The following is a 20,231-nucleotide window of genomic DNA, read 5'->3' as shown; positions in this document are numbered from 1 at the left end:
CTGATTTAGTGTATGATGGTGTTTTTGAGGTGCTCCCGTGGCTTCTGTTTCTATCAGCTGTCCCTCCTGTTCAGCTACTGACGGGGTGGTGCGTAACGGCAAAAGCACTGCCGGACATCAGCGCTATCTCTGCTCTCACTGCCGTAAAACATGGCAACTGCAGTTCACTTACACCGCTTCTCAACCCGGTACGCACCAGAAAATCATTGATATGGCCATGAATGGTGTTGGATGCCGGGCAACCGCCCGCATTATGGGCGTTGGCCTCAACACGATTTTACGTCACTTAAAAAACTCAGGCCGCAGTCGGTAACCTCGCGCATACAGCCGGGCAGTGATGTGATTGTCTGCGCTGAAATGGACGAACAGTGGGGCTACGTCGGTGCTAAATCACGTCAGCGCTGGCTGTTTTACGCGTATGACAGGATACGGAGGACGGTTGTGGCGCACGTCTTCGGTGAACGCACTCTGGCCACACTGGAGCGTCTTCTGAGCCTGCTGTCGGCCTTTGAGGTCGTGGTATGGATGACGGATGGCTGGCCGCTGTATGAATCCCGCCTGAAGGGAAAGCTGCACGTAATCAGCAAGCGTTACACTCAGCGAATTGAGCGGCATAACCTGAATCTGAGACAACATCTGGCAAGGCTGGGACGGAAGTCACTGTCGTTCTCAAAATCGGTGGAGCTGCATGACAAGGTCATCGGGCATTATCTGAACATAAAACACTATCAGTAAGTTGGAGTCATTACCAAAAATGGCAGTCAGCATCTTCGATGAGTGGGATCCGGTTTAACGGTATTGAATCATTGCAGAAGTGCTCAGCTGCTGCAAAGGGAAGAGAGAGTTGCTGAAAAACTAAACGATTAATTTTATAAAATACATGATAATCAAATAGATGAGTTGTGTGCCAACTGAGTGGTGATATGGGTGATGCTGCCAACTTACTGATTTAGTGTATGATGGTGTTTTTGAGGTGCTCCCGTGGCTTCTGTTTCTATCAGCTGTCCCTCCTGTTCAGCTACTGACGGGGTGGTGCGTAACGGCAAAAGCACTGCCGGACATCAGCGCTATCTCTGCTCTCACTGCCGTAAAACATGGCAACTGCAGTTCACTTACACCGCTTCTCAACCCGGTACGCACCAGAAAATCATTGATATGGCCATGAATGGTGTTGGATGCCGGGCAACCGCCCGCATTATGGGCGTTGGCCTCAACACGATTTTACGTCACTTAAAAAACTCAGGCCGCAGTCGGTAACCTCGCGCATACAGCCGGGCAGTGATGTGATTGTCTGCGCTGAAATGGACGAACAGTGGGGCTACGTCGGTGCTAAATCACGTCAGCGCTGGCTGTTTTACGCGTATGACAGGATACGGAGGACGGTTGTGGCGCACGTCTTCGGTGAACGCACTCTGGCCACACTGGAGCGTCTTCTGAGCCTGCTGTCGGCCTTTGAGGTCGTGGTATGGATGACGGATGGCTGGCCGCTGTATGAATCCCGCCTGAAGGGAAAGCTGCACGTAATCAGCAAGCGTTACACTCAGCGAATTGAGCGGCATAACCTGAATCTGAGACAACATCTGGCAAGGCTGGGACGGAAGTCACTGTCGTTCTCAAAATCGGTGGAGCTGCATGACAAGGTCATCGGGCATTATCTGAACATAAAACACTATCAGTAAGTTGGAGTCATTACCCGGTGCGAAACAGAGATTTCATGCTTTGATTCAGAGAATGCGTTTGACCGCCTCGCTATATACTTCCGAGCGTTCTCTTTTCCCAACAGAAATCACGAAGACGACAACTTTCTCGTCTATAACCTGGTATACAAGGCGATAGCCTGAAGACCGGAGCTTAATCTTGTAACAGTCAGGCATACCACGGAGCTTGTTCGCTTCAATCCGGGGTGACTCAAGTACTTCAGCCAACTTCTTTTTCAACTGTTCACGTACCGTCGAGCCCAGCTTTCGCCATTCCTTTAGTGCCCGCTCGTCAAAATCCAGTAAATACGCCATCAGAGCTCATCCAGCGTCACGCGTACTGGCTTAGGATTGCGAAGACGCTCTTTCACTATCTCCACGAGTTCAGCGTCTTCATCACTAAGAAGTGTCTGTTTAAACGGCAAACGTTCATTTTCAGCGATATATTCAAGCATGAGACGAAGCGCTTCAGAGGGAGTAACACCCATTTTTTCAAGCGCGGCGTAAGAACGCGCTTTAAGTTCATCGTCAATACGCAGGTTTATGCTACCCATGTCTTACACCTCTTGTAATTACAAATGTCGTTACAATTATCGCACTACAACATGCTTAGGGCAAGTCACGATGGACTTCAGAAAAATAGTCGTAAGAACGCTGATCACAATCCGCTTTGTGTCAGAAGCGGACATTGTCAGTTCAACTGGTGTGAAGAGAGGGCTCTTCGAATATCTAAAATAACCTTAGTAAAAACAGTAACTGTCTCTTTGATCATGAAAAATTCCCCAGAAAATCGCCAGGGGACATTTTAGAATGGTTTAAAGGGGACATTACAGCTTAGCGTTAACATCGACAGGATAAATATAGCGTATAACCGTCACGCTTTTTGATTGGGTTTCCTGATGCATGATCCCGGACAAATTAAATCTTCATATCGGTACAACAGAGAGGTAACCGGACTGTTCTTATAAATTCATATAATACCCATTATATGAGGTTAGGATATTTACGTCATTCACGGTAAGATGAGTGTCATGCAGGAAACCTGACAACGCGAAGTCGTCGGGCGAATGTGTGTAAAATTCAGGCGTCGCTACGTCGATTCTGTACATTCATGTGGGGTAATCCCCTGCAGAAATCACGTAGCGTTGCCGTTAATGTGAGCAGAAAGAGTGTTTATGAGTGAAATAATCCCGGTTGCAGACCTCGTGGTCGCGGCTGATGACGATATAACGCAGCGACTCAAAGAGTTTGTCAGCGATAAGGATGCTTTTTCTGACAATACATGGCGGCAGCTGCTGAGCGTGATGCGCAGCTGTCGCCGCTGGGCAAGTGAGCATGGCCGCTCATTTTTACCGATGTCCCCTGCCTGCCTGCGGGATTATTTGCTCTGGCTGCAGGCCAGCGGCAGAGCTTCTTCCACCGTTGCCACGCACGCCGCGCTTATCTCTATGTTACACCGTAACGCCGGCCTGATGCCGCCTAACAGCGCTCCGCAGGTGTTTCGTGCCATTAAAAAGATCAATCGCACTGCGGTGATCCAGGGTGAACGCGCAGGTCAGGCGGTGCCGTTTCGCATCACAGATCTGCTGACGCTGGACCGACTCTGGTCAGGATCAGAGCGTCTTCAGCAGGTACGCGATCTGGCGTTTTTGCATGTTGCTTATGCCACGCTGCTGCGTATCAGTGAAGTAGGCCGGTTGCGCGTCAGAGATATCACGCGCGCGGCTGACGGACGCATTATCCTCGACGTGGGCTGGACCAAAACCATTGTGATGACCGGCGGTCTGATTAAAGCGCTGGGGGATCTCTCCTCAGAACGGCTCACGACGTGGCTGCAACTCTCCGGCCTGATTAATGAGCCTGATGCTTATCTTTTTGGCCCGGTTCATCGTACTAACCGCGCCGCAGTCGCGACCATGAAGCCGCTCTCAACCCGGGCGCTGGAAGATATCTTTGTTCGCGCCTGGCAACAGGCGGGGCCAGGCAAAGACGCTGCCACCAATAAAAATCGCTATCGTGGCTGGAGTGGCCACAGCACCCGTGTCGGCGCCGCTATTGATATGGCTGCGAAAAAATACAGTACTGCACAGATCATGCAGGAAGGAACATGGAAAAAGCCGGAAACGGTTATGCGCTATATTCGTCACATCGATGCGCACGACGGCGCAATGGTTAATTTTATGGATAATCACTTTTCACGACAAGATTTCCAGCGCCATGACTGACTACACTCGCAGAGCTACTATCAGCACAACGTAAAATGGAGAAGACGTGATGAAAAAGTTCATACTGGGTGCGCTGTTAATACTGCCTGTCGCGAGCACCATGGCAGCGGACTGCAGCAAGGCTGAAACGCAGATGGAAATGAATGAATGTGCAGCGGGTGCTTACAACGTCGCGGATAAGGCACTGAATAGCAGCTATCGGCAGGTGCTGAAGTGGATGAGCGGTGAGCAGAAAACGCTGCTTCAGACTGCGCAACGGCGCTGGATAGCCTGGCGCGATGCCGACTGCGAGTTTATGACGTCCGCCACGCGTGGCGGATCGATTCATCCTATGCTGATATCGCAGTGCCTGCAGAATAAAACAGAGCAGCGGACCAAAGAACTGCAGTCGCTGCTTAACTGCGAAGAGGGCGACCTCAGCTGTCCGCGCTAAGAAATAGTTACTTACGCTTGCAAACTTATTCCGCCTGAAGTTCTGGTCTGACATGCCGATAATGTAGCACCAGGAGAGTGGTATCAGACACTCTCCTGCCTGCTACTATCGGCAGCATTCTGACAAAAATCGCTTATCTGAGTTAATTAAATCAGGCAGGTGTGCAGGACCTTTCTTCCGGCGGCAGGCTCTCTGTCTGACTGAACGTGTCCCCACACTGCTGTGTCAAGCTGGTCACAGCATTCACTACAGGGGACCGACATTGCAACTCACATCAGACGCCGAAGCGGCGCGTCTCGAGGCGCTGGCACAGTATCAGCTGATGAATACCCCGCCTTCAGAGGCGCTGGATCGCCTTACCATGCTGGCAGCGCGGCTCTTTCGCGTGCCCGTGGCGTTTATCTCACTGATTGACAGTGACCGGCAGTTTTTTAAATCGCGTCACGGTCTGACTATCTGCGAAACCTCGCGTAGCGTCGCGTTTTGCCGTTTCACCCTTGAACAGGATGATGTGCTCTGCGTGCCGGACACCCGTCTGGATGCGCGTTTCAGCCAGAATCCGCTGGTACTGGGATACCCCCATATCCGCTTCTATGCCGGCATACCGCTCACTACCCCAAATGGTCACCGCATTGGCACCGTCTGCCTGATTGATACACAGCCGCGCGCCGTGCTGAACGCAACCGATCGCCGGCATCTGGCCGCTATTGCGTCACTGGTTATGGACCAGATGGAGGTGCATCGTCTGGAGCTGCTGCGTCACAGCAGTCAGCAGCGGCTGGAGGCGATCTCTTCAACTTCTTCCGACGCCATTATCTGCACGGATATCCGGCAGGGCGTCATATTCTGGAATCCGGCCGCGACCCGCCTGTTTGGCTATAGCGCGCAGGAGATGCTGGGTGAATATGTTGCCGACCTGGTTTCCGAGCGCTCGCAGACGGCCTACCGCCAAGAGCTGGCGCGCATGATGGCCGATCGGTCAGCCATCTCACAGCCGCGCCGGGTGCAAATCTGGGCCCGGCGACGCAATGGCCAGGCGTTCCCGGCAGAAGTCTCTTTTTCCGGCTGGCAGGAAGATCAGGAACGCCTGGTCGGCATGATTATTCGCGATGTTACCGATCGTCACGAGAGTGAAGCACGGCTGTGCGAACTCGCCTCCCTGGATATGCTCACGCGGCTGGCCAGCCGCAGTGCATTTATGGATCAGCTGGAGCAACTGACGCTGGCGGACGTTCCCTTCACGCTGCTGATGGCCGATCTGGATGGATTTAAAGAGGTCAACGATATGCTGGGGCACGCGGCTGGCGATGCGCTGCTGTGCCATGTTGCCGGACAAATCCGTACGGTCTGCACGCAGGCAATTATGGCAGCCCGGCTTGGCGGAGATGAGTTCGTGATCCTGCTTCCCGGAGATAGCCAGGCTGCGCAGCAGACCGCTCAACAGCTGGTGGAAGCGGTGCAAAGACCTTTCAGCTATCAGGACACGCCGGTGGTGGTGGGTGCCAGCCTGGGTATCGCCTCCTGGCCACAGCATGGTCGCGATGCCCCGGCAATGATGTATGCCGCCGATCTTGCTCTCTACCAGGCGAAAGCAGCCGGTAAAGGCTGCAGCGTGCAGTTTTTGCCTGCATTCCTTGAGGCTGAGCAGCAGCGACGTTGCTTTGAGCGCGAGCTGGAGGTGGCGGTGCGGCAGCATCAGTTTGTGCTTTTTTACCAGCCACAGTTTGATGCGGTCAGCCACGCGCTGACCGGCTGCGAAGCGCTGCTGCGCTGGCGGCATCCGACGCGCGGTTTGCTGCTGCCTGAGGCGTTTATTGGCATGCTGATGAAAAGCTCGCTCTCCATCACGCTGGGCGAATGGGTGCTGCGCAGTGCGCTGCAGCAGGTCATCCTGTGGCGACAGCGGCAACCGGGCCTGCGCGTCAGCATCAATCTGTTTCCCCGCCAGCTGGATGATATCCGGCTGGATAAACTGCTGCGGGAGCTTACCGACAGCGACGCCAGTTTTGTTGACCTGGAGGTGGATGAGTCAATGCTGACGACGCTGGTTCAGGAATTGCCGGCACGCTTAACCGCGATCAGGCAAACCGGCGCCAGCTTTATTATTGATCATTATGGCCGCGCGCTGGGCGCCATCAGTTTGCTGCAGCATGAATTTGTAACCGGACTAAAGCTGGATAAGTCGCTGACGGCACAGCTGACAGAGAGTGGTCGGGTTCGCATGATGTTCCGCGCGCTTGCAGCGCTGGGAAAAAGCCTGCAGCTGAAGGTGCTGGCTGAGGGCGTGGAGAACAGCGCGCAGCGTATACAGGTGAACCAGGCAGAATGCGATACGATTCAGGGGCATGCGCTGGGTGAACCGCTGAGTCCGGACGCCTTTCAGCGGCTGCTGCCCGGTAGCGCGGAGGCGTCATGCTGATCGATTCTGCTGATGAAGAGAGCCACTATCACTGTGTCCTGCAGGCGCTGCGCGAGCCAGACGAGTGTCGTGACAACGTACTGGGTAAATTTGCCCGGCTGGCCAGCCAGGTACTGAAGATCCCCGGATGTTTTGTTTCAGTGCTGGATGAGCGCGATCAGTATATCCGCGCGGCACGCAATTTTACGCTGAAACAGACCACGCGCGAAGAGTCGCTCTGCCGCTACGTGGTTGATGACGACAGCCCGATGGTCATACCGGATACCTGGCTTGATGCCCGGTTTGTTACGCATCGCTTTGTAACCGGTTCGCCGTGGATCCGCTTTTACGCCGGCGTGCCACTGAAAAATCGCGAAGGTGTTATCTTTGGTACCCTCTGTGTGACTGATACTGAGCCGCATCCTTTCGGCGCGGAGCAGCTGGAGACACTGCGGCTGCTGGCGAACCTGGTGATCTCCTTTCTTGAGGCGTGGCACGCAGCCGGCTTCACCGATCCGGTCACAGGTCTGCCAAACCGGCAGCGGCTGATCCGCGATCTGCAGCATCTTGCCACGTCTGGCGATGCTGCCCCCCGGCGTCTGGTGTTGATTGAGTGTGTCGATATGCCGCGCGCCTGGGAGCTGGCGCGTTCAATGGGAATCGGACCAGTGGAAAGCCTGCTGAAAGATGTCGCCACGCTGCTGCCGCTGCGTCTGCGCCCGTCGCTGGGCGAACTGCTTTATACGGTAGCAACCGGACGTTTTGCGCTGCTCACCCGCACCAGCAGCCGCCTGAGCGCAGAGTGGATTGCCGGGCGAATGGAAGGAATAAGTGCTGATCTGGGAGAAGGCCTTTCTGTCGCGCTGACCACGCATACCGGTCAGGCAGATTTCACCGCCGGCTGCTTTACCGGCAGTGAGATTCTGCGCCGTGCGGTCAGCGCGCTGCATGAGGCTATCGGGCGTAATCTGCCTTCTGTGGCATACAGCGCGTCGACTGAAGTGCAGCACAGCCGCGACTATACGCTGATGCATGAGTTCGCGGCCGCGCTGCGCAGCGAAGGCGGGCTCTATCTGGTTTATCAGCCAAAAATTTGCCTGCAAACCGGTGCACCGATTGGTCTGGAGGCGCTGATCCGCTGGCGTCATCCGGTACATGGCGAGCTCTCCCCGGTGGCATTTGTCCCCCTGGCAGAGCAGACTGAGCTGCTGCAGGCGATGACCACGTGGGTCATCGACCGGACGATTACGCGCATGGCACGGCTGCGCAATCACTGTACGCAGCTGCCCGTTACGGTTAACGTCAGCCTCAACGATTTTGCGCGTGAGGAGTTTGCCGCCGTGCTGGAGGAGCAGATGCAGCGGCACCGGTTGCCTACCTCGCTGCTGGGCATTGAGTGTCTGGAAACCGAACGTATTATTGAAAGCCCGATGGCAATGGCCGGCCTGTTGCGGCTGAAACAGCGTGGCTTTGGTATTTCGCTGGATGATTTTGGCACCGGCTACAGTAACATCAGCTATCTGCGGCGTATGCCGCTGGATGTCATTAAGCTTGATCGCTCTCTGATCAGCGATCTCTCTTCAGATATGGCATCGCGTATCATCGCCCGCAGCATTATCAGCATGCTGAAGGAGCTGGACTATGTGGTACTGGCTGAAGGGGTCGAGAATGCGGAAACGGTGGATACTCTGATGGAGTATGGCTGCGATCAGGCGCAGGGGTACTTTTACGCCCGGCCCATGGCCGATACAGAGCTGGATGCGTGGCTGTTGTGGAAGCTGCGTGAACAGTGTCGCTGAGCGAGCCGCGCATGATTGAAGAGTAAGCGAAAACTCGCGTTAAGGGGTTTTAGCAATGCGATGACAAAATGCCACGCATCAAAAAAGGGATCTCAGAGAGATCCTTTTTTGGTACCTATATCGCCTGTTTCATTGACAGCAACTTGTCATAATCCGGGAAAATACTCGGTATATCTTCACGATTGATCTCCGGATAAGTTGCTGTCAGATTTCCTAGATGATTTGGCGGGTTCAATACAACAACTTTCATAAGATGAACAACAGGTTCGATAGCTATATGTTGTGTATTGCCTGGACTAAAACGCCTGCGCCACTTTTCTGTTCCCGTCTCTTCCCGAATAACTTCAAGCTGACCGTGTTATCGATGTGATTAGCAACCATAGGGAAAAAATCCTTTTTAATTAAATTCGCTTTCTTATTCTGTTAAGAAACGGATCTAAAGCCCGCAGATTCAGGAAGGGCATGCTTACCCGTGTGCTGTCAGCTATGAAAACATAAAGGTGAGTGATTCAACGATCGGATAGATAAGATTTGCGACGGATGTGAGCTCACTGGCAGCGCCTGCGCCTGCAACTGGTGTGACGGGTGCGAGCCGGAAAAAGGTGGATTCGCTCTTCGTAGCAAACTGGCGTTTTTTCGGGACAAAGCTGTAAGTCAATCTGCAGCAATAAGCCTTAATATCATGATGCTCAGTAACCTGCGCTAATCAGTTTATTTATCTTTGAACGGAGATTCATGATGAAAATAACAGCATTATATCTTGCGATGCTATTTATCTCGCCTGTCTGTCTGGCGTTATCTGCCGGAGAATATAAGAACAACACCCGTCTGACGCACCTTATTTCTGATTACAGAGTATCACTTGCATCACTTCCACTTGATTATTCTCTTGTGGAAAAAAAACAGTTGCCTGGCGTTATGCTTCACAGGTATAGCCTGAATTCACAGGTGTGGTCTCCGCAAGGTGTCGTTTCCCCGGAACGCTGGCAGAATGGAGTGGATATCTATATTCCTGACGCTGCCAGAGAAAAAACCGCCCTTGTTGTTGTCAATAATGGCAGCAACGATGATGGCTCAGGCACTCCTGTCGCGCCTGCGGATTTCAGTGAGCACACCCTCTCGCGCATTGCGACTGCAACAAAAACCATTGTAGTATCAGTAAGTAATGTTCCTAATCAGGGACTGAGTTATCAGGGAGTCACAGACCCTTTGGGTGAAGATAACAGTGTGGCCTATTCCTGGAAACTGTTTATCAAAGACACTCAGACATATCAGAACGCATCCCTTCATATTCCTATGGCAGCCTCGGTGTCACAGGCCTTCAGGCTGGCAAAGAAAGAACTGGGGCAGCAAAATATAGCTAAATTTATTGTCACCGGAGCCTCCAAGCGCGGCTGGACCGCGTGGCTGACAGCGCTGTCTGACCCGGACGTCGATGCCATCGTTCCGTTTGCCATGGACCTGCTGAATACTAAAAAGTCGCTTGAACACATATATCGGTCATATGGAAAAAACTGGCCGGTAGCTTTTTATCCGTATTATAAATCGGGCATTGATCAGCTGTTGGGTACGGATGAATTTGCAAGCCTGATGACGCTGGAAGATCCCCTCACTTATCTGAATACTGATATAGGTGAGCGTCTGAAAATTGACAAATATATTATTAATGCCAGCGGTGATGATTTCTACGCCCCGGACAACAGTCATTTTTATTATGATAGGTTACCTGGCGTCAGGTCTTTACGGATTGTTCCTGACACCACGCACAGTGGCATTCTGTCCGTTACGGAGCAGTCGCTGATTACGTTTGTTAACCGTTTTCAGGAAAAGAAAAAGCTCCCTGACATTACGGAAAAAACAGAGAGTCGCGGTGACGGAAAAAAATATCTGACGGTCAGTTTTTCAGAAAAGCCGGCAAGCGTTTTGCAGTGGACAGCCAGAAACCCGTTAGCAAGAGACTTTCGATATGCCTGCGGCGTTAAATACAGCTCGGTACCCGTCAGTCTGAAAGGTGACGGGGAGAGACTCAGCTTTCAGCTGACAACCTCCGACAGCGGATGGCAGGCTACTTATATTGAAGCCACCTTCAGTGACGGGTATATAGCCACAACGCAGGTATATGTTACGCCCGATGATAAATACCCGGAAACAGCGCCTCCGTCTACAGGGGCAGCGTGTCAAATTCTCCCGGGTCGGGGACTGACTCCCGAATCTGCCAGACAGTGATGCACAGCCCTGCTCCCTGTATTGAAACCCGGCGGCCAGGCTGCCGGGTCCGGATGATGTAGCCTTCTGCCGTGATGGCAATCTGGCCACATCATCGGAGTCAGCATCGGGCAGATACGCCCCGCTACTGCCCTGAGCGGCGCCTGTCACGGATGCCACTCTGGCGTTCATCATATTGCGTGATTACAGCAGCTGGCTGAGGTGCAGCTGACCCATCAGCAGCGGGTTATCGCTGTAGTCGACCGGAATGGCGACCACCGCCGGACCATTAACGTCCATTGCCCGGCGCAGTACCGTTTCAAGCTCTGCTGCGCTGTTAACAGAGAAGCCGGCTGCGCCAAATGCTTCGGCATAAGCTTTGAAATCTACCGGGCCAAAGTTCACCCCGGAGACGCGCTGATATTTTTTCTCCTCCTGAATGGCTACCATGTTGTAGGCATTATCCACCCAGATGATATGCAGAATATTGGCGTTGAGCCGCACCGCCGTCTCCAGCTCCATACTGGATTGCAGAAAGCCGCCATCGCCGGAGACCGATACCACTTTGCGGGAGGGGTCAACCAGCCAGGCCCCAATCGCCCACGGCAGCGCAACGCCCATGGTCTGCTGCCCGTTAGAGATCATGATTTGCCGCGCGCGGAAGCTGTAGAGATAGCGGGCGATCCAGATATGAAAGCTGCCCATATCGACCGTCAGGCTGACGTCGCTATTGATAATGTCCTGCATCGCACGCACGATCCGCAGCGGATGCAGCGCAAACTGATCGAGGCTCGCACCCTGCAGCGTCAGCAGCTGCCGCTGCTGCTGTCGGTCATCAAGAATGGCCGCGGCCGCAGCGCTGAGCTGCAGCGGCGCCTCAATGCGTGCCGCAATATTACGCACGGTTTGCGCGATGTCTCCCACCAGCTCAGCATCGGGCAGATAGCGGTTATCGGTCTGGGCGGGCAGCACATCGATATGCACCAGGATTGCGTTGCCGCGGTTCCACATCGCCGGCTCATACTCCACCGGGCTGTAGCCGATAGTGATGATCAGGTCAGCCTGCTGCAGCAAACGATCGCCCGCTTGGTTATTAAACAGACCGATACGGCCGGCAAAGCGCGGGAAATGTTCCTGCCGTACCGCGCCCGCCGCCTGATAAGTACTGGTCACCGGAATATGACTTCTGCTCAGCAGCTCATGGATGGCCGCACTGTTCTCCGGCTGGCTCGCCATCAGTCCCAGCAGGATCACCGGGTTTTTTGCGTGCGCTATTTCACGGCTGACCGTCTCCACCAGCGTATCTGGCGCGGCGCCCAGCGTGACGCGTGCCTTATGCTGCAGCAGGCTGCCGGTCACCGGCTGATCGACGATATCCTGCGGCAGACTGAGGAATGCGCCGCCGCCGCGCCCGTTTTCCGCGTGACGGAAGGCGTTAGACACACATTCTGCCAGCGCGGAAGCGTCGGTGACTTCGACGGCAAACTTAGTGACCGGCCGAAACATCGACACCGTATCCATGCTCTGGTGAACCTGTTTTGCGCTGTCCGATCGTTTCACCGCGCCGCCAATCGCTACCACCGGATCGCCCTCGCTGGTGGCGGTCGCCATGCCGGTGACCAGGTTGGAACAGCCTGGCCCGGAAGTGACCAGTGCGACGCCTGCGTTACCGGTGAGCCGCCCAACCGCTGCCGCCATAAAAGCGGCATTCGCCTCATGACGCACCGGGATCAGTTCAATGCGCGAATCCACCAGCGAATCGAATACTTTATCGATTTTCGCACCGGGAATGCCAAACACATGCTTTACGCCCTGGGTTTCCAGCTGCGCCACCACCAGATCTGCCCCGCTACGCCAGCTCGTTTGGGTTTTATGTTCTTTCATCATTACCTCGGTTATTAACTCTCAACGGAGCGGATAGCTTCATCCAGGTTGTCAGGGTTCAGGTTGGCCTGCAGGAAGTCGCGATCCTGCGGTAAGTCGATCACCAGCTTGCTGATTGCACCAAAGGTCAGCGTGCCCTGCGCCAGTACATAATCGAGAATGTGGCCGCCGCCCTGCCGGTCATCGGTAATAAAATGTTCGTGATAGCCCGCGACATTGATGCCCTGCATATATTGCGGCGTGCGGAAACCAATCAGTTCGCCTGTGCGCTGACGAAAATCAAAGGTGGGCTGATTGCCCAGGACGTCAGGCATGGACCGATAGGGACGGCACTGGCAGGGCACGGTGCGCGTCTGCACCGAGACAAAGTCACCGCTGATACGCAGCGCGCAGAAGTGGTTATCAGAAGTAATCACGCTGTCGATAACGCGGTGTACCTCTTCACGGCTGCTCTTTTCGCTGAAATGGTGCTGATGTTCCGGGGTAAAAAAAGTCATGACGGCAAAGGGAGATTGCTGCTCCGGACGGGCGGGACGGGCACTGCCGTCAGCCCGCAGCTGCCAGACCTGACGATCAAACGCGACCAGCTCGCCATCAAGCTGATTAAAGGTGCCGAGACCAAAATCGCCCTTCTCCAGCAGCCGGGAAACGGTCGTCTTACCGTCATAGACGCCGTGCAGCAGTGCGCTCATCAGCGAGGTCTGATAGATAACTTTTTCTGCTGATTGCCCTGCCAGCTGATTAACGGTTGTCTTTAGCTGTTCTTCGCATGAACAACCCGATACAAAATCATACATTTACTGCCTCGCAAACTGATAGTTAAGCCGTGTTAATATCAGGATGAGCCAGCCTGCTCACAGAATCCAATAGCGAAAGCTGCCAGCTTTGAGACGTTTTTGATATGGAACTGCGCCATCTGCGTTATTTTGTTGCCGTCGCTGAGACGCTGCACTTTACCCGTGCGGCTGAGATGCTCGGTATTTCTCAGCCGCCATTGAGTCAGCAGATCCAGCGTCTGGAGCATGAGATAGGGACGCCACTGCTGAAGCGCCTGACGCGCGGCGTTGAATTGACAGAAGCGGGACGCGCTTTCCTGCCTGATGCGCTGCAGGTTGTACAGCTTGCGGATCACGCGCTGGAAAAAGCGCGCGGCGTGGCGCGGGGAATGAGCGGTCAGATGTCGCTGGGGTTTGCCAGCTCCGTAGCCTTTGGCTCGCCGGTATTTGAGCTTCTTGGTCGCTTCAGAGCGCGCTATCCGGCGATGGAGCTGATCACCCGCGAAGAGAATATGGCGCTGCTGATGCAGGATCTGCGTGACGGACTGCTGGATGCCGCGTTTATCCGCCTGCCGTGCGAAAGCAGCAAAGCGTTTAACCTGCGGGTTATCGCGACTGAACGCATGATGATTGCGCTGCCGGCCGGGCATGCGCTGAGCCAGCAGGCAAGCCTGGCGCTGACGCAGCTGGCGGAAGAGACACTGATTATGTTTCCGCGCGAGGTGGTACCCAGCCTTTATGAGCTGATCGTCAGTACCTGCCTGCGCGCCGGCTTATGCGCCGATCGCTTTCAGCAGGCCCCGCAGATCGCCGCTTCGCTGGGCATGGTCGCGGCCGGCTGCGGCGTCGCGCTGGTACCTGCCTCACTGTGCTGTATCAATAACCCGCAGCTGCGGTTTTGCGAAATTGAAAACAATACGCTGTTTACGGATATCGCCTTTGCCTGGCGGCGCAATCACCCCAGCAGAAGCGTGCTGCATCTGCTGAGCCTGGTCAGTGAAGAATGATCAGCTCCCGCTGTTTACCCGGCGCCCGATATCCCTGAGCTGGGAATATTTTTCCAGCAGCTGAGGCGCATCATCAAGGCTCATGGCAAACATCCACATATAGGTCATGACAGAGTACACATGCCCCGCTTCCACGCCGCCTCTCAGGCTCATGACCAGAATGGTGCTGCCAAACAGCAGCGCGGCTACGCTGCCGATGGCCAGATAGCCAACGGCTTCCCGATCGGAGAGGCAGATCCGCAGCCGGGCCAGTACGCGATAGTGCCGTACCAGCGGTGAGGCGGGCGCGTGGCTTACCATATCAACCTCTTTTTCCAGCCGGTTGTTCAGGCGCAGAAACAGCTGCTCGTTCTGACGCGTAAACCCTTTCAGGAACAGCGCAAAAAACAGCAGAATGCCGAGACACGCCATGCCTGACCAGAATTCAATCAGCAGCAGCATCCCTGCCGCGCCGGCAATGGATGCTACTGACGTGATCAGCACCGGCAGATGCTTCTCAAAAAAGTCGACAAATTCACGTGACAGCGTCACTCGCGCAGCCACCATTGAAGCGCGGTTATTTTCACGCCGCTGAGCGAGGATCACCGGGACGGCCATCTCAGCATAAATGCGGGCAAAAGTGCGGGTATCAACGCTGCGTCGTGCCGCGCCAATCAGCCACATTACCAGAACCATGACGGCATAAAGCACCGCGTGCAGCGCATTGCCTGCCAGGATCGCGTTGACGGCAAAGCCCGCCAGTAAGGGATAAAGCAGATAAAGCGCGTTTTCCGCAACCACCAGGCCGAGCGTGATGATGAGTTTTTTGCTGTGGCGCATGCCAAGCATTTTAAGCATGGCGGCTGCACCTGTCGGGGCCGGCTGAGTGGAAGCTGCACTAAGGATTTTCATAGGTTCATCTGATGTAATTGCATATTTGAGCGGTTGCTCAAACTCAAGGCGAGTCTATTTGAGCAACTGCTCAAAGTCAATCTGCAGAAAAGCGGAAACAGGAAACGGGCGCAGCTGAGGGTGCGCCCGGAGTAAAGAGATTAACGTTCGGCCGAAAGCTTTTGCAGTATTTTCAGTTCATCAACGGCAGCCTGCATGGCATCCATACCGGCCGTCAGCGTACGGAGGTTTTGTAGCTGCTGTGTAATGTCAGCCCGTTCACTGCGCGTCTGCTGGCTCATGGCCGCGATGGCATCCGCCGCGTGCAGACTGCGATCGGCCATGTCGCTGGCAGTCTGAACCGTATGGCTGGCCACGCTGCGGATGCGGGAAATGGTACCGACAGCGTCGCTGATATTGCTGGCGGTGGCTTCCGCCTGCTCTTTTGACGAATGCGCCAGCCGGCGGACCTCGCCTGCGACCACGGCAAAGCCGCGTCCCGCTTCGCCCGCGCGTGCGGCCTCAACGGCGGCATTCAGCGCCAGGATATTAGTCTGAAACGCGATGTTACTGATACCGTGCGTGATGACATTGATGCCATCGGAGATCCGCTCCAGATCGTCCAGACCCTCACCAAGCTGACTTTGTGCCTGCTGACTTTCGCTGGCGATAGCGCTGATTGCACGGATGCTGTTCTCTGCCATGTTCAGCGTTTCACTCTGGCTGTGTGTGGCGGCTTCCAGCGCCGGCAGCGCCTGCACAATAGGCGTCAGCTCCTGCTGATAGCTCACCACGCGCCCCAGTACCCGGGTCTGGATGCCGTTAAGCGCTTCCCAGCGGCGCAGCGCGCGCTGGGCATAGTGCGCCGCATAGCCCGCATACTCTACCGGAAACTGCGCCATCGCTTTCACGTCGCGGTTGAAAAACACCAGCGCCGAGAGCGTCTGATTAATCGGCACGCCAAGGATTTCACCAAAGCTGGAAAACCCGGCGGCCGGAATACCTTTGAAGAAATGTGCATTCTGCAGGGCACTCAGGTTTCCCTGACGCCGCAGAATGCAGTCATTCATCATGACTGCAGCAGGCTTGCCGTGGCGTGAGACAAACTTTTCCCAGTCCTGCAGCGTCGCCGCTTTGAAGTCGCGCTCCTGCATCAGCCAGAGGCGGTCGCCAAATTCAAGGTCGCAGAAAAAATGTACGCGCCCGGCCTCGATTTTTGCGACCGAGCGTATGAAATATTCGTTTCCTGCTTTAACGGCAAACGTCAGACCTTGCAGACGCTGACTCAGCTGCTGTTCACTGCAGCCGAGCTGGTCTGCCAGCGCGGCGGTGAACGGCTGCTGCTTGCCCTGAGCGGTAAAGACAGAGGTCACGGTACGCGTCAGCGGATCGGCTTCCGCAATCAGCCAGCTCTTTTCCAGCGGCGTAAAATTCTGGCTTTTGAACGGCGCAAATGATTTACCGGCCGCCATGCGGCAGAACACTACCACCGTCTTGCCCTGCAGCACCTGCCCGCCTGCCCCTATCCACGTACCGTCAAAGCTTGTACGCCCGCCTGCTGAGCCGCCAATGGCCAGGCAGGGAAAGCGACCGCTGTTATACCAGGCCTGCATAAAAAAGCCTTCTGACGCAGATAAGCCGTCGCAGTAGATCATCGCAAACGTGCGATCGGCAGAGAGCGGCATACGCAGCTGGAGCGCGGCCAGATCGCGTTGAATGGCACTGATACGCTCGGTGACGCTGTGGGTATCCTTCAGATGCAAATCGATGATATGGGTTTCATGCTCCGCGACCAGTGAGTCAGGCAGCCAGAGCCAGCTGCCTTCCTGCCCGTTACCGTCACAGTAGGTGCTTTGTTTACCGCTGGCGCTTAGCGCCCCGTTGGATGAAAGCGTAATGACCGTTAACGCAGCCGAGTTGAAACGCTGCTAGGCCTGACTGACACGATAAAAATCCGCCTCCGGCGGCACAAAGGTCAGTAAAATGCCAGCCGCACGCGAGGAAAGACCAATATCGCCCGGCGAGGCAGGCAGATTCTGGCAATGATAGATACCATCTGCAGGCTGAGATCGTGCGGTAAAACGGGCGCGGCTAAACATCGTCTTCATTAAAGACATATTCTTATTTTTCCTGCTGTAAGCTATTGCGCATTAAAGCTGCGCAGCCTGGTGTGGTTAAAAGAGGGCTAAAAGCAGGGTCCGTTCGCAATCAGAACTCATCAGTGCGTTGCCGCCGCTGCACGCTGAACTGTGCAGAAGCGGACCACGGTTATCGGCCTGCCCGGAACAATCTTCAGCAATTGCTGATATAGACCACACCAATGGTTAAACGCGGCAATCACCGGTATATCTGCTACCATGCGCCCTGTGTTGTGACCGGAATGCAAAAGCGCAGATGAAGAAAAATACCGACGAATTAAAGCACCGTATTCTTGATACCGCTGTGGCGCTGTTTATCGAAAAAGGCATTGCCGGGGTAACGACCCGTGACGTTACCGAGCAACTTGGCCTGTCGCGCAGCCATATCTATCACTACTTCAGTAACTGGCAGGCGCTCTCACTGGCTGCGCTTGAGCGCTTTATGGCGCAGGAGATCGCACAGTTTACGCGCGAGGCTGAAGGGCTGGCACCAGAGCAGCAGCTGCGGCGGCTGGCCGGGATCTACCTGCCGGATAGTGTGGATGCAACGTGGAAGCTTTATGATTCCCTCTGGCAGATGGCAGCGAACAATGACGCATGGGCCGCCCTCGCTGAAAAGAACATAGCCAGCTGGAGCGCACTGATTGGCGGGATGATTCAGCAGGGAGTGGATCAGCAGCACTTTCACACTGCCGATACAGGTCAGGTTACCCGTCAGCTTAGCGCCATGCTCAATGGTTACGCTGAGGTGCTGAGTATCAGCCCTTCAGCAGAGAAACATCAGCAGGCGATGACGGATATCACCGCGTTTATCCGGCTGGTGCTGCAGCCGACGTCAGGGTGTCAGCGCTAACGCCAGCGCTGCTTCACAGTGGATCAGCGTGGTGTCAAACACCGGCACAGAGACATTGCCCTGATTGAGCAACATGCCGACCTCAGTGCAGCCAAGGATCATGCAGTCCGCGCCCTGCGCTACCAGCCGCTCTGCCACCTGCACAAACGCCTCGCGGCTGGCTGCTGTGGTGATATCTTTGCACAGCTCATCATAAATAATCTGGTGTACCCTGGCACGATCGTCGTTAGCCGGGATAAGTGGCTGTAGCCCGGCCGTTTCCAGCCGCTGACGGTAGAACTGCTGCTCCATGGTGAATGCGGTAGCGATCAGGCCCGGCGCGCGCAGTCCCGACGCCACAATACGCTCTGCAGTCGCATCGGCGATATGCAGCAGCGGAACAGCAACGTCTTTCATCATGGTTTCAGCCAGTTTATGCATGGTATTCGTGGCCAGCACAATAAAATCTGCACCACGAGCCAGCGCATGCGCCTCTCTGTTCAGGATCTCACCGGCAGCCGCCCACTGACCGCTGGCCTGCAGCTGCTCAATGCGTGCAAAGTCGAGCGAGCGGATCAGCAGCTCCGGCGAATGCAGTCCCCCCAGCCGCTGACGCGTCAGCTCGCATAGCTGACGATAGTAGGTTTGCGTTGAGGCAGCAGACATTCCGCCCAGAATACCAATGGTTTTCATTGCCTGTTATTTCCTTCTCTGGACTGCCGGGGAGCTATACACGCTGCGTGTATATTCGCTATGGTGTTTTATCGCACACCTGAAAGGATGCTGTCATGCACGGGTCTGAACTTTCTGTAGGATTACTGCTGTTTCCGGGCGTCACCCAGCTGGATCTCACCGGACCCTTTGAGGTCTTTGCCCGCGCGCCACACACCCGGGTGCATCTTGTCTGGAAAACGCTGGATCCGGTGATTTCAGATCGGGGATTAGCGATGTTGCCCACCACCACTTTCGACGACTGTCCGTCGCTGGATGTGATCTGTGTGCCGGGCGGTCCGGGACAAATTGCCCTGATGACGGACAGCGCTGTACTGGCGTTTATTCGTGAAAAGAGCGAGCGGGCCTCACTCGTGACGTCAGTTTGTACCGGCTCGCTGGTGCTGGGGGCGGCGGGTCTGCTCAAAGGTTACCGGGCCACATCTCACTGGGCATCGCTGGATCAGCTGTCACTGCTGGGTGCTGAGCCGGTCAGCGCGCGCGTGGTACGCGACCGGAACCGCATCACCGGCGCAGGCGTGACTTCAGGCATCGACTTCGCGCTGACAGTGGTAGCTGACCTGCAGGGTGAAGCGGTGGCGCAGATGATTCAGCTGCAGATGGAGTATGACCCCCAACCGCCCTTTAACAGTGGATCGCCGGGTACCGCACCGGCTGAGCTGTTAGCGCAGGCCACGACACAGATGGCGACGTTTATTGAAACGCGCCGTCAGGCCACCGTCACGGCAGCTCAATATCTCGTTTCTCTCAACTCAGGCATGGATGATCGCTGAATGCCTCACGTTAGCGAACTGTTACTCGTCTTTATCACCTGTTTCGTGGCCACAGCAAGTCCGGGCCGCGGCAATATGGCGATTATGGGTACCGCAATGCGCAGCGGCCGGCAGAAAAGCGCGCGGACACACATCCGCAGCCTGTTGTGCGCGACGGTAAACGGTTCCGGCAGGGTGTGCTCATGCACATATTAAATCCCAGGGCTATTCTTACCTGGGTGTCCATTATATCCGTGACGCTGACGCCCGGTGCTGATGCCGGGGTGCTGCCCAACATAATGGGTGGCTGCGCAGCAATCTGTGTTGCGGTGTTCTGCAGCCTTGCGCTGCTGTTCTCCGCGCCCATGATGGCTGCTCTTTATCAGCGCGTTCAGCGCATGCCCGACGCCGTGCTGGGGATATACTTTCGCTTGCCGGCATACGCCTGCTGCTGAGCCGCAGTTAACCAGTCTGATTACAGGG

The 20,231-nt window shown here is 55.3% G+C and carries 17 protein-coding genes and 1 pseudogene; 11 read left to right on the top strand and 7 right to left on the bottom strand.

Going from position 1 to position 20,231, the window contains the following annotated elements; genetic code table 11:
• Window positions 1-37 precede the first annotated feature (37 nt).
• Window positions 38-735 (top strand): IS1 family transposase gene (locus LAC65_RS16360; protein WP_223429336.1). Its coding sequence is split into 2 segments (ribosomal slippage): window positions 38-287 and window positions 287-735, totalling 699 coding nucleotides; the frame shifts between segments, so codons are not numbered across the junction.
• A gap of 246 nt (window positions 736-981) precedes the next feature.
• Window positions 982-1,679 (top strand): IS1 family transposase gene (locus LAC65_RS16355; protein WP_223429336.1). Its coding sequence is split into 2 segments (ribosomal slippage): window positions 982-1,231 and window positions 1,231-1,679, totalling 699 coding nucleotides; the frame shifts between segments, so codons are not numbered across the junction.
• A gap of 45 nt (window positions 1,680-1,724) precedes the next feature.
• Here LAC65_RS16355 and relE read toward each other — a convergent pair.
• Together relE and relB are read right to left on the bottom strand one after the other, a co-directional pair.
• Entirely contained in the window at window positions 1,725-2,012 is a 288-nt protein-coding gene (relE, locus tag LAC65_RS16350; protein WP_040113359.1) for a type II toxin-antitoxin system mRNA interferase RelE, read from the bottom strand.
• Window positions 2,012-2,251, bottom strand: a complete 240-nt coding sequence (relB, locus tag LAC65_RS16345) for a type II toxin-antitoxin system antitoxin RelB (RefSeq protein WP_040113358.1) — start codon at window positions 2,249-2,251, stop codon at window positions 2,012-2,014. Before relB ends, relE begins: the two co-directional genes overlap by 1 nt.
• Before the next feature lie 621 nt (window positions 2,252-2,872).
• Between relB and LAC65_RS16335 the strand changes: the two genes are divergently transcribed.
• The 5 genes from LAC65_RS16335 (at window position 2,873) to LAC65_RS16315 (ending at window position 10,778) form a co-directional block, all read left to right on the top strand.
• On the top strand, window positions 2,873-3,922 hold the full coding sequence (locus LAC65_RS16335) for a tyrosine-type recombinase/integrase (protein ID WP_040113357.1): 1,050 nt from the start codon (window positions 2,873-2,875) through the stop codon (window positions 3,920-3,922).
• A gap of 49 nt (window positions 3,923-3,971) precedes the next feature.
• Complete coding sequence (locus LAC65_RS16330) at window positions 3,972-4,355, top strand: lysozyme inhibitor LprI family protein (protein ID WP_040113356.1); 384 nt, start codon at window positions 3,972-3,974, stop codon at window positions 4,353-4,355.
• A gap of 322 nt (window positions 4,356-4,677) precedes the next feature.
• Entirely contained in the window at window positions 4,678-6,774 is a 2,097-nt protein-coding gene (locus tag LAC65_RS16325) for a putative bifunctional diguanylate cyclase/phosphodiesterase (protein WP_192415538.1), read from the top strand.
• Window positions 6,768-8,552 (top strand): bifunctional diguanylate cyclase/phosphodiesterase, encoded by a 1,785-nt coding sequence (locus LAC65_RS16320; protein ID WP_040113428.1) that lies wholly within the window; start codon window positions 6,768-6,770, stop codon window positions 8,550-8,552. Before LAC65_RS16325 ends, LAC65_RS16320 begins: the two co-directional genes overlap by 7 nt.
• Before the next feature lie 735 nt (window positions 8,553-9,287).
• Window positions 9,288-10,778, top strand: a complete 1,491-nt coding sequence (locus LAC65_RS16315; protein WP_420852416.1) for a PhoPQ-activated pathogenicity-related family protein — start codon at window positions 9,288-9,290, stop codon at window positions 10,776-10,778.
• A gap of 183 nt (window positions 10,779-10,961) precedes the next feature.
• Here the strand turns inward: LAC65_RS16315 and alsS are convergent, their stop codons facing one another.
• Window positions 10,962-12,641 carry an acetolactate synthase AlsS gene (gene alsS / locus LAC65_RS16310; protein WP_040113443.1) on the bottom strand — a complete coding sequence of 560 codons (1,680 nt, stop codon included), beginning with the start codon at window positions 12,639-12,641 and terminating at the stop codon, window positions 10,962-10,964.
• Between the two features lie 14 nt (window positions 12,642-12,655).
• Window positions 12,656-13,438 (bottom strand): acetolactate decarboxylase, encoded by a 783-nt coding sequence (budA, locus tag LAC65_RS16305; RefSeq protein ID WP_040113426.1) that lies wholly within the window; start codon window positions 13,436-13,438, stop codon window positions 12,656-12,658.
• Window positions 13,439-13,542: 104 nt separating this feature from the next.
• Between budA and LAC65_RS16300 the strand changes: the two genes are divergently transcribed.
• Window positions 13,543-14,424: a LysR family transcriptional regulator gene (locus LAC65_RS16300; protein WP_040113425.1), complete on the top strand. Its 882-nt coding sequence runs from the start codon at window positions 13,543-13,545 to the stop codon at window positions 14,422-14,424.
• Here the strand turns inward: LAC65_RS16300 and LAC65_RS16295 are convergent, their stop codons facing one another.
• Both LAC65_RS16295 and LAC65_RS16290 read right to left on the bottom strand, forming a co-directional pair.
• Window positions 14,425-15,315, bottom strand: a complete 891-nt coding sequence (locus LAC65_RS16295; protein WP_052246541.1) for an ABC transporter six-transmembrane domain-containing protein — start codon at window positions 15,313-15,315, stop codon at window positions 14,425-14,427.
• A gap of 140 nt (window positions 15,316-15,455) precedes the next feature.
• Window positions 15,456-17,411 (bottom strand): annotated as a pseudogene (locus LAC65_RS16290) (methyl-accepting chemotaxis protein).
• 277 nt (window positions 17,412-17,688) lie between these two features.
• Between LAC65_RS16290 and LAC65_RS16280 the strand changes: the two are divergent.
• Entirely contained in the window at window positions 17,689-18,285 is a 597-nt protein-coding gene (locus tag LAC65_RS16280) for a TetR/AcrR family transcriptional regulator (RefSeq protein WP_040113424.1), read from the top strand.
• Here the strand turns inward: LAC65_RS16280 and LAC65_RS16275 are convergent.
• Window positions 18,268-18,957 carry an aspartate/glutamate racemase family protein gene (locus LAC65_RS16275; protein ID WP_040113423.1) on the bottom strand — a complete coding sequence of 230 codons (690 nt, stop codon included), beginning with the start codon at window positions 18,955-18,957 and terminating at the stop codon, window positions 18,268-18,270. The genes LAC65_RS16280 and LAC65_RS16275 overlap by 18 nt on opposite strands.
• Before the next feature lie 95 nt (window positions 18,958-19,052).
• On the opposite strand from LAC65_RS16275, the gene LAC65_RS16270 reads away from it, so the two are divergent.
• Entirely contained in the window at window positions 19,053-19,769 is a 717-nt protein-coding gene (locus tag LAC65_RS16270) for a DJ-1/PfpI family protein (protein ID WP_040113422.1), read from the top strand.
• 146 nt (window positions 19,770-19,915) lie between these two features.
• A complete protein-coding gene (locus LAC65_RS18305) occupies window positions 19,916-20,203 on the top strand; it encodes a LysE family transporter (protein WP_071882944.1) in 288 nt (95 codons plus the stop codon).
• Window positions 20,204-20,231: the final 28 nt, after the last annotated feature.

The sequence above is a fragment of the Pantoea eucrina genome, assembly GCF_020079945.1.
Taxonomy (GTDB): domain Bacteria; phylum Pseudomonadota; class Gammaproteobacteria; order Enterobacterales; family Enterobacteriaceae; genus Pantoea; species Pantoea eucrina.
This window is presented reverse-complemented; position numbering and strand designations above follow the sequence as displayed.

Excerpts from the sequence above, each read along its gene's own strand:
- relE (WP_040113359.1), bottom strand. The coding sequence starts at position 2,012 with ATGGCGTATTTACTGGATTTTGACGAGCGGGCACTAAAGGAATGGCGA.
- relB (WP_040113358.1), bottom strand. The coding sequence starts at position 2,251 with ATGGGTAGCATAAACCTGCGTATTGACGATGAACTTAAAGCGCGTTCT.
- LAC65_RS16335 (WP_040113357.1), top strand. The coding sequence starts at position 2,873 with ATGAGTGAAATAATCCCGGTTGCAGACCTCGTGGTCGCGGCTGATGAC.
- LAC65_RS16330 (WP_040113356.1), top strand. The coding sequence starts at position 3,972 with ATGAAAAAGTTCATACTGGGTGCGCTGTTAATACTGCCTGTCGCGAGC.
- LAC65_RS16325 (WP_192415538.1), top strand. The coding sequence starts at position 4,678 with ATGAATACCCCGCCTTCAGAGGCGCTGGATCGCCTTACCATGCTGGCA.
- LAC65_RS16320 (WP_040113428.1), top strand. The coding sequence starts at position 6,768 with ATGCTGATCGATTCTGCTGATGAAGAGAGCCACTATCACTGTGTCCTG.
- LAC65_RS16315 (WP_420852416.1), top strand. The coding sequence starts at position 9,288 with ATGATGAAAATAACAGCATTATATCTTGCGATGCTATTTATCTCGCCT.
- alsS (WP_040113443.1), bottom strand. The coding sequence starts at position 12,641 with ATGAAAGAACATAAAACCCAAACGAGCTGGCGTAGCGGGGCAGATCTG.
- budA (WP_040113426.1), bottom strand. The coding sequence starts at position 13,438 with ATGTATGATTTTGTATCGGGTTGTTCATGCGAAGAACAGCTAAAGACA.
- LAC65_RS16300 (WP_040113425.1), top strand. The coding sequence starts at position 13,543 with ATGGAACTGCGCCATCTGCGTTATTTTGTTGCCGTCGCTGAGACGCTG.
- LAC65_RS16295 (WP_052246541.1), bottom strand. The coding sequence starts at position 15,315 with ATGAAAATCCTTAGTGCAGCTTCCACTCAGCCGGCCCCGACAGGTGCA.
- LAC65_RS16280 (WP_040113424.1), top strand. The coding sequence starts at position 17,689 with ATGAAGAAAAATACCGACGAATTAAAGCACCGTATTCTTGATACCGCT.
- LAC65_RS16275 (WP_040113423.1), bottom strand. The coding sequence starts at position 18,957 with ATGAAAACCATTGGTATTCTGGGCGGAATGTCTGCTGCCTCAACGCAA.
- LAC65_RS16270 (WP_040113422.1), top strand. The coding sequence starts at position 19,053 with ATGCACGGGTCTGAACTTTCTGTAGGATTACTGCTGTTTCCGGGCGTC.